Below are 8983 nucleotides of genomic sequence, written 5' to 3' on the forward strand. Positions count from 1 at the left end.
AAGTGGCAAGGAGCCCTCGTGCCAATAGTTGAAATGGAACGTCGCCAGGTGGTCGTGATCGGCGCCGGACCATCCGGGGCTATCGCCGCCGCGCTGTTAAAGCGCAACGGGCATGACGTATTGATCATCGAGCGCCAGCATTTCCCACGGTTCTCGATTGGCGAAAGCCTGCTGTCCCACTGCATCGACTTTATCGAAGAAGCCGGCATGCTCGACGCCGTGCAAGCAGCGGGTTTCCAGGTGAAAACCGGTGCGGCGTTCGCCTGGGGCGAGCGCTACAGCGCGTTTGATTTCGGCGATACCTTCAGCAACGGCAAGCCGACCACCTTCCAGGTGCAGCGCGGCGAGTTCGACAAGTTGCTGGCCGATCAGGCCGCACTGCAAGGCGTGGACATTCGCTACGGCGAAACCGTCGCGGGTGTGGACTTGAGTGGCGAGTGCCGCTACCTGCATATCCGCCGGGAGAACGGCAGCGAGTACCACATCAAGGCCAGATTCGTGCTGGATGCCAGTGGTTATGGCCGCGTGTTGCCGCGCCTGCTGGAACTGGAAGCCCCTTCGAACTTTCCCTTGCGCCAGGCGGTATTCACTCACGTCGAGGACCGCATCACGCACCCAGGTTTCGACCGCAGCAAAATCCTCGTGACCACCCACCCGACGAAGCGCGATATCTGGTTCTGGACCATCCCCTTCAGCAACGGGCGTTGTTCAGTCGGCGTAGTGGCGGCCAAACAACACTTTGACGGCCGTGACAGCGACCTCGACGCGTGCCTGCGGGGCTTCATCGATGAAACCCCGAGCCTGCGCGGCGTACTGCAAAACGCCGTCTGGGACACGCCGGCACGGACCATCGGCGGTTACTCGGCCAACGTCACAACCCTGCACGGGCCGGGCTTTGCGCTGTTGGGTAATGCGGCGGAGTTCCTCGACCCGGTATTCTCCTCCGGCGTGACCATTGCCATGCGTTCGGCGAGCATGGCGGCGGGTGTGCTGCATCGCCAATTGAAGGGCGAAACCGTCGACTGGCAAACCGAGTTTGCCGAGCCGCTCAAGCGCGGTGTCGATACCTTCCGTTGCTACGTCGAAGGCTGGTATGCCGGAACGTTCCAGGACGTGATCTTTCACCCGGGCAGCTCACCGGAGATCCGTCGGATGATCAGCTCGATCCTCGCCGGTTATGCCTGGGATGAACGTAACCCGTTTGTCAGCGAACCCAAGCGGCGCCTGCGGATGTTGTCGGAAATTTGTGCGAGTGAAACGGTATGACTACCCAGTACCTGAGTAAGAACTACGTCGAAGAAACCCGGTTCGGTTTCTGGTTCCTGCGCAGCCACACCTGGCAACACCATGTGTTGCGCGTGGCGATCAATGACCTGCGCAGCTTGTTCAGCGAACCGTTGCCGGTGGCGCCGGTGTTGCTGGACGCCGGTTGCGGCCAGGGCAAGTCGTTTCGCTATTTGCAGCAGGTCTTTGCGCCCGAGCGCCTGATCGGCCTGGATGCCGACCCTCACAGCCTGGCGCTGAGCCAGACCGAAGCCGCCCGCCAAGGCCTGGCGGTGGAACTGATCGGCAGCGACTGCGCGACCCTGCAAGTGCCGGACGAAAGCGTCGACATCCTGTTCTGCCACCAGACCTTTCATCATCTGGTCGAACAGCATCGCGCACTCAATGAGTTCTACCGGGTGCTCAAGCCCGGTGGTTACTTGCTGTTTGCCGAGTCGACCGAAGCCTATATCGATACCTGGGTGATCCGCTGGCTGTTCCGTCACCCGATGCACGTGCAGAAGAGCGCCGAAGAGTACCTGCAGATGCTCCGCGAACAGGGCTTTGAATTTGGCCCACAGAACGTCTCATACCCCTATCTGTGGTGGAGCCGTGCCAGCGATTTCGGCCTGCTCGAACGCTGGGGCCTGCGCAATCCGCCGCCGGTGGGCCAACGTGAGGAAACCCTGGTCAACTGCGTAGCGCGTAAACCTCTAGCGGGTGCCACCCCATGATCCGCCTGTTGCTGATCGGCTGCCTGTTGCTGCTGAGCGCCTGCGCCAGCCAGCCGCCGCTGCCGGCGAAAAATCCGGCGTTGAGCTTGCCGATGCAACTGCATGTACAGCGTCGCACGGGCGGCCAGACCCAGGACTGGTTGCTGGTCATCCAGCGTGAAGGCAGCGCGATTCGCTGGTCGATGATGGACCCGCTGGGCATTCCCCAGGCCCGCCAAAAACTGGTCGATGGCCAGTGGCAGGCCGATGGTTTGCTGCCGCCCAACCCTCAGGCGCGGGAGCTGTTCGCTGCGCTGCTGTTTGCCCTGACGTCGGCCGATGACGTGCCTGCGCTGTACCCGAGCGCCCAGGCGAGGGACCTGACGCGTACGCTGCCGGGGCACTGGCAAATCGTGTATCAGTCTTCCGAGGTGTTCAGTGTGAACATGAATGGGCAGCCGTTGAGCTATCGCATCACGCCGCTTGGGGTGGGCCGATGACGGCCTATCTGAATGCGCTCGGCGTGATCTGCGCGCTGGGGCGCGGCCAAGCCGAAGTCAGCCGCAGCCTGTTTGCCGGCGACTGCTCGGGCATGCGCGCCGAGAGCGGCTGGGTGCCGGATCGCGTGCTGCCGGTAGGCGGCGTGCGGGGTGAGCTGGCAGACATTCCCGCAGCGCTGTGCGCACAAAATAGCCGTAACAACCAACTGTTGCTGGAAGCGGCGCTGCAGATTGAAGACGAGATTCGTCAGGCGATCCACACTCACGGTGCAGCACGCGTGGGTGTCGTGTTGGGCACCAGCACGTCGGGCATCGATGAAGCCAGCCGCGGTATCGCCCATTACCTGCGCAATCAGCAATTCCCCGGCGACTATGACTACCAGCAGCAGGAGCTAAGCGCGCCGGCGAATTTCCTCGCCGACTGGCTGCACCTGAGCGGCCCGGCCTATGTGATCTCCACAGCGTGCACTTCCAGTGCCCGTGCGCTGGTCAGTGCCCAGCGCCTGCTGGACCTGGGCGTATGCGATGCGGTGATCTGCGGCGGCGTAGACAGTCTGTGCAAGTTGACGCTTAACGGTTTCACCGCGCTGGAAGCGGTGTCGAGCGAACGCTGCAATCCATTTTCGGTGAACCGTAATGGCATCAACATCGGCGAAGCAGCGGTGCTGTTCCTGATGAGTCGCCAGCCTGCGCCCATCGCGTTGATCGGCAGCGGCGCCAGCTGTGATGCCCACCACATTTCCGCCCCCGAACCCTCCGGCAAAGGTGCGTTGCACGCCATGCGCAAGGCCCTGGCCAGTGCGAAACTGGCGCCGGAACAGATCGGCTACCTGAACCTGCACGGCACCGCCACTCTGCACAATGACGCCATGGAGAGCCTGGCCGTGGCCAGCCTGTTCCCGCAGGGTGTGGCCTGCTCGTCGACCAAACCCATGAGCGGCCATACCCTCGGCGCAGCCGGTGCATTGGAAGCGGCCTTCTGCTGGCTGAGCCTGGCTCACGGTGCAGTGCCGCCGCATGTGTGGGATGGCCAGGCCGACCCGGCATTGCCGGCCTTGCAATGGGCCGCAGCGGGCGACACCTTGAAAAAACGCTGCCTGATGAGCAACTCGTTTGCCTTCGGCGGCAATAACATCAGCCTGATAATCGCAGAGGCCCCATGATCGATTGGCCACTCGCCGAACTGCTGCCCCATGCGGGCGACATGATCCTGATCGACCAGGTGCTGTCGTTCGATGAGGAGCAGGTCCACACCCGTGTCACCGTCAAGCCCGGCGGTTTGTTCAGCCGCCCGGACGGCAGCCTGCCGGCCTGGGTCGGCATCGAGCTGATGGCGCAGAGTGTCGCCGCCTATGCCGGTTGCCGGGCACGCCAGAAAGGCGAAGCCGTGGAACTGGGCTTCCTGCTGGGCACACGCAAGTTCGAGTGCAACGTGGAACACTTCCCCGCAGGCGCCGAGCTGCGCATCCACGGCCTGCGCTCCCTGGAAGACGACAACGGCATGGGGGTGTTCGAATGCCACCTGACCGGCGACGGTATCCAGGCCAGCGCCCGCTTGAACGTATTTCGACCGCCCCAGGCGGCCAACTATTTAGATGAATCTAAGGACGAAACGCCATGACTGAATCCGTACTGGTCACCGGCTCCAGCCGTGGCATCGGCCGCGCCATTGCCTTGCGCCTGGCCCAGGCCGGGCATGACATCGTGCTGCATTGCCGCAGCGGCCGTGCCGAAGCCGATGCGGTGCAGGTCGAAATCCAGGCCCTGGGGCGCCAGGCGCGGGTGCTGCAGTTCGATGTGGCGGACCGCGCGCGCTGCAAGCAAATCCTGGAGGCGGACGTGGAGCAGCATGGCGCCTATTACGGCGTGGTACTCAATGCCGGCCTGACCCGCGACGGTGCGTTCCCGGCCTTGTCCGAAGACGATTGGGACGTGGTGATGCGCACCAACCTCGACGGTTTCTACAACGTATTGCATCCGGTGATGATGCCGATGATCCGCCGTCGTGCGGCCGGGCGTATCGTGTGCATCACCTCGGTATCGGGGCTGATCGGCAACCGTGGCCAGGTCAACTACAGCGCCTCGAAAGCCGGCCTGATCGGCGCAGCCAAGGCACTGGCCATCGAGCTGGGCAAACGCAAGATCACCGTCAACTGTGTGGCTCCCGGCCTGATCGACACCGCGATGCTCGATGAAAACGTGCCGGTTGAAGAGCTGATGAAGATGATCCCGGCGCAGCGCATGGGCACCCCGGAAGAAGTCGCCGGCGCGGTGAATTTCCTGATGTCGGCCGAAGCCGGCTACATCACTCGCCAGGTGCTGGCGGTGAACGGAGGCCTGTGCTGATGAAGCGTGTCGTCGTCACCGGCATGGCCGGCATGACCTCCCTGGGCAGCGATTGGGCCACTATCTCGGCCAACTTCCGCGCCAACCGCAGCGGCATCCGGCGCATGGATGAGTGGGACCGCTTCAGCGAATTGAATACACGCCTGGCCGGGCCGATTGATGATTTCGTCGTGCCCGCCCACTGGACGCGCAAACAACTGCGCAGCATGGGTCGCGTCTCGCGCCTGGCGGTGTGGGCCGCCGAGCAGGCGTTGAAAGACGCCGGTCTGCTGGGCGACGAGTCGATCAAGGACGGGCGCATGGGCGTGGCCTGCGGCTCGTCCACCGGCAGCACCGATGAGATCAAGGCGTTTGGCAATATGCTGCTCAATTCGGTGGCCGAGGGGCTGAATGCCAACTCCTATGTGCGCATGATGCCCCACACCACCGCGGCGAATATCAGTATCTTCTTTGGTCTCACCGGGCGGTTGATCCCCACGTCCAGCGCCTGCACCAGCGGCAGTCAGGGCATTGGGTATGCCTATGAAGCGATCAAGTTCGGCCGTCTGCCGATGATGCTTGCCGGCGGCGCCGAAGAACTGTGCCCCACCGAAGCCATGGTATTCGACGCGCTCTATGCCACCAGCCTGAAAAACGATGCACCGCAAACCAGCCCAAGGCCTTATGACAGTGGCCGCGACGGCCTGGTGATCGGTGAGGGCAGCGGCATGCTGGTGCTGGAAGAATTGGAGCACGCCCTGGCGCGAGGGGCACACATCCACGCCGAGATCGTCGGCTTCGGCAGCAATGCCGACGGCCAGCACACCACCCGCCCCGAACAGAAAACCATGCGCCGCGCCATGGAGCTGGCCCTGGAAGATGCCGGTCTCACCCCGGATGCCATCGGCTACGTCAACGGCCACGGCACTGCCACCGACCAAGGCGACATTGCCGAAACCCTGGCCACCAGCAGCCTGTTCGGCAGCCACATGCCCATCAGCTCACAGAAAAGCTTCCTGGGCCACACCCTGGGCGCCTGCGGTGCGTTGGAGTCGTGGTTCAGCATCGAGATGATGAATCGCGACCAGTACGTACATACCTTCAACCTGGACGTCGTCGACCCGCAATGCGGCGAGCTGGATTACCTGCAAGGTGGTCTGCGTGAGATGCACCACGACTACGTGATGAACAACAACTTTGCCTTTGGCGGCGTCAACACATCGCTGATTTTCCGCCGCTGGTCCTGACTTTTTAATCGATTGGAGAAAACGGAATGTCCTCCCTGCTACGCGCCACCCTGATCACCCTGGCCCTGCTGAGCACTGCCGGTTGCACCAGTAAACCGGTACTCAACACCCAGCACGATTTGGTAGCCGGCCCCCAGGTCAGTGAAGAGCAAGTCAAACAGGTCATCGTCAACGCCCTGCAAAAGCGCGAATGGACGGTGCAGCGCCTGAGCCCGCAGTTGGTGCAGGCCGAGATCACCGTGCGCAACCAGTTCTACGCACAAATCGACATCCGCTACACCCGCAACAGCTACGCCATCACCTACCGCGACAGCCGCGACCTGGGCTACAAGGACGGCAAGATCCATCGCAACTACAACCGTTGGGTGAGCATGCTGGATCGCGACATTCTGGCGGGGTTGCGGGGTGCGGGGCTGCAATAAACTCTGATTCATTGATCATTCCCACGCTCCGCGTGGGAATACCGCCTGGGACGCTCCGCGTACCGCTGTTGGCGCAAGACTCCAGTCCTGTGCCAGGGTGACGCGGAGCGTCACGGGATGCGTCCCCACGCAGAGCGTGGGGACGATCATTGCACGGGCTGGCGCGTCAACAACTCCACAAACGCTTTCGCCATCGGGCTCTGCGCGCCTTTGCGCTGCACCAGCCATACTGCCGTCACCGCCTCTTGATCCAGCAAGGTGCGATACACCACGCCATCAATGCGGATGCGCTGGTAAGAGGCCGGCAGCACCGACACGCCGAGCCCCGCCGCTACCAGGCCGATGATGGTCATCGCCTCCCCCGCCTCCTGGGCGAAGTGCGGGCTGAAACCGGCGTCACGCGCCAGATTGAGCAGTTGAGCGTAGAGACCGCTGCCGTAGGTCCGCGGGAAAAACACAAATGGCTCCTGCGCCAACTGTGCCAGGTGCAAGCCGCGCTCACTGCCGTCCACCAGGGGATGCCCGGCATTCAGCACGGCCACCAGTGGCTCGTGCATCAACTCAATGACCCCCAGCGAGTCGGGCAACGGCAGCGGGCGCATCAACCCCACCTGGATCGACTCATCCACCAGCGACTCGGCTACTTCGGTGCTGCTCATTTCCTGCAAATTCAGGTGCACCGCCGGGAACGCCTGGCGAAACGCAAAGATCGCCTGGGGAATGCTGGAGTTGAACGGCGCCGATGAGGTAAAGCCGATCTTCAGTTCGCCCAACTCACCTGATTGCGCGCGCCGCGCTACATCGGCGGCTTTGTCGACCTGAGCCAGTACCAGCCGCGCCTCTTGCAGGAACAACCGTCCGGCCTCGCTCAACTCAACCCGACGATTGGTGCGCTCGAACAAACGCGCCCCCACTTCCTGTTCCAGCGCCTGGATCTGCTGGCTCAGCGGCGGCTGCGAGATGCCCAGTACCTGTGCGGCGCGGCCAAAATGCAGTTCTTCAGCGACGGCAATGAAGTAGCGCAAATGACGTAATTCCATGCAAGCCTCATTAGGTCGTAAAAGCTCTCAAACAGGTCGAACAATATATTGGAAAGAATCATTAGCCAGCTATATTCTTTTTTGCATTGCCAGTCCTGGCAGGCTTTCGCTTCCCGAGGTCCCCGTGAAATCTGCTGTCGCGCCATTCGCTCAAGAACGCCCACCCACCGCCCTGGATGAGGTGGTCGCCCAGCTCAACGACGAGTACATCGAAAAAGGCACGCCGATGTTCATGCGCACCGTGCTGGCGCTGTTCTCCGGTGGTTTCGCGACCTTTGCCCTGCTGTATTGCGTGCAGCCGATGATGCCGGCGCTGTCCCATGAGTTTTCCATCAATGCGGCGCAAAGCAGCCTGATTCTGTCGGTGTCCACGGCGATGCTGGCATTCGGCTTGCTGATCACCGGGCCGATCTCCGATAGGCTGGGGCGCAAACCCGTGATGGTTTCAGCGCTGTTCTGCGCCGCGCTGGCCACCATCGCCAGCGGCTTGATGCCGACGTGGGAAGGCATCCTCCTGATGCGTGCGCTGGAGGGGTTGTCATTGAGCGGCCTGGCGGCGGTGGCGATGACCTACCTGAGCGAAGAGATCCATCCGCAGCACATCGGCCTGGCCATGGGCTTGTACATCGGCGGCAACGCGATTGGCGGCATGAGCGGCCGCCTGATCATCGGCGTCCTGATCGACTTCGTCAGTTGGCATACCGCGATGCTGATCATTGGCGCCCTGGCGCTGATGGCGGCCACGGTGTTCTGGAAAATCCTCCCCGAGTCGCGCAACTTCCGCGCCACCAGCCTCAAGCCCCGTAGCCTGCTGGACGGTTTTGTCATGCACTTCAAGGACGCGGGCTTGCCGTGGTTGTTTCTCGAAGCCTTCCTGCTGATGGGCGCATTCGTGACGATGTTCAACTACATAGGCTATCGCTTGCTCGGCAACCCGTATGACTTGAGCCAGGCCGTGGTCGGCCTGCTGTCGCTGGTGTACCTCTCGGGCATCTACAGCTCGGCCAAAATCGGCTCCCTGGCCGACCGCCTCGGCCGCCGCCGCGTGTTATGGGGCACTATCGTATTGATGCTCGCCGGCATGCTCCTGACGCTCTTCACCCCGCTGTGGCTGGTGGTGCCCGGCATGCTGATCTTCACCTTCGGCTTCTTCGGCGCCCACTCGGTGGCCAGCAGCTGGATCGGTCGCCGTGCGGTAAAAGCCAAGGGGCAGGCGTCTTCGCTGTACTTGTTCTGCTACTACGTGGGATCGAGTGTTGCGGGGACTGCGGGAGGGTTCTTCTGGCACTTTGCAGGCTGGAACGGGATTGGCGGGTTTATTGTGGCGCTGCTGATCGGTGCGTTGCTGGTAGCGCTGAAGCTGGCGAAATTGCCGCCGCTGGGGAATGTGAAGGTCTGACACGATAAGGTGGAAAGTGGGAGGGGGCTTGCTCCCGATAGCGGTGTGTCAGTTTCAGTATTTGTAACTGAACC

General features: G+C 62.4%; 10 protein-coding genes. 9 read left to right on the plus strand and 1 reads right to left on the minus strand.

Going from position 1 to position 8983, the window contains the following annotated elements; all coding sequences use genetic code 11:
* Positions 1 to 18 precede the first annotated feature (18 nt).
* The 8 genes from ACQRBT_RS07040 to ACQRBT_RS07075 are packed head-to-tail and all read left to right on the plus strand — an operon-like array spanning position 19 to position 6470.
* Positions 19 to 1266: an NAD(P)/FAD-dependent oxidoreductase gene (locus tag ACQRBT_RS07040; RefSeq protein WP_090367254.1), complete on the plus strand. Its 1248-nt coding sequence runs from the start codon at positions 19 to 21 to the stop codon at positions 1264 to 1266.
* The gene (locus tag ACQRBT_RS07045) at positions 1263 to 1997 is read left to right on the plus strand and encodes a class I SAM-dependent methyltransferase (protein WP_412046578.1); all 735 of its coding nucleotides are present in this window, start codon (positions 1263 to 1265) and stop codon (positions 1995 to 1997) included. Before ACQRBT_RS07040 ends, ACQRBT_RS07045 begins: the two co-directional genes overlap by 4 nt.
* Positions 1994 to 2476: a hypothetical protein gene (locus tag ACQRBT_RS07050; protein WP_161547727.1), complete on the plus strand. Its 483-nt coding sequence runs from the start codon at positions 1994 to 1996 to the stop codon at positions 2474 to 2476. The genes ACQRBT_RS07045 and ACQRBT_RS07050 overlap by 4 nt, the downstream gene beginning before the upstream one ends.
* Positions 2473 to 3639 (plus strand): beta-ketoacyl-[acyl-carrier-protein] synthase family protein, encoded by a 1167-nt coding sequence (locus ACQRBT_RS07055; protein WP_060755190.1) that lies wholly within the window; start codon positions 2473 to 2475, stop codon positions 3637 to 3639. The genes ACQRBT_RS07050 and ACQRBT_RS07055 overlap by 4 nt, the downstream gene beginning before the upstream one ends.
* Positions 3636 to 4097: a hotdog family protein gene (locus ACQRBT_RS07060; RefSeq protein ID WP_060755191.1), complete on the plus strand. Its 462-nt coding sequence runs from the start codon at positions 3636 to 3638 to the stop codon at positions 4095 to 4097. The genes ACQRBT_RS07055 and ACQRBT_RS07060 overlap by 4 nt, the downstream gene beginning before the upstream one ends.
* Complete coding sequence (fabG, locus tag ACQRBT_RS07065) at positions 4094 to 4822, plus strand: 3-oxoacyl-ACP reductase FabG (protein ID WP_090367259.1); 729 nt, start codon at positions 4094 to 4096, stop codon at positions 4820 to 4822. The genes ACQRBT_RS07060 and fabG overlap by 4 nt, the downstream gene beginning before the upstream one ends.
* On the plus strand, positions 4822 to 6048 hold the full coding sequence (locus ACQRBT_RS07070; protein WP_412046577.1) for a beta-ketoacyl-ACP synthase: 1227 nt from the start codon (positions 4822 to 4824) through the stop codon (positions 6046 to 6048). The genes fabG and ACQRBT_RS07070 overlap by 1 nt, the downstream gene beginning before the upstream one ends.
* Positions 6049 to 6074: 26 nt before the next feature.
* A complete protein-coding gene (locus tag ACQRBT_RS07075) occupies positions 6075 to 6470 on the plus strand; it encodes a hypothetical protein (protein WP_090367264.1) in 396 nt (131 codons plus the stop codon).
* 146 nt (positions 6471 to 6616) lie between these two features.
* Here the strand turns inward: ACQRBT_RS07075 and ACQRBT_RS07080 are convergent, their stop codons facing one another.
* Complete coding sequence (locus ACQRBT_RS07080) at positions 6617 to 7510, minus strand: LysR family transcriptional regulator (RefSeq protein WP_060755195.1); 894 nt, start codon at positions 7508 to 7510, stop codon at positions 6617 to 6619.
* A gap of 172 nt (positions 7511 to 7682) precedes the next feature.
* Between ACQRBT_RS07080 and ACQRBT_RS07085 the strand changes: the two genes are divergently transcribed.
* Positions 7683 to 8909: an MFS transporter gene (locus ACQRBT_RS07085; RefSeq protein WP_412046630.1), complete on the plus strand. Its 1227-nt coding sequence runs from the start codon at positions 7683 to 7685 to the stop codon at positions 8907 to 8909.
* The last annotated feature ends 74 nt before the right edge of the window (positions 8910 to 8983 follow it).

Origin of the sequence: Pseudomonas sp. R19M, from assembly GCF_050312585.1 — a bacterium.
GTDB classification, from domain to species: Bacteria; Pseudomonadota; Gammaproteobacteria; order Pseudomonadales; family Pseudomonadaceae; genus Aquipseudomonas; species Aquipseudomonas palleroniana.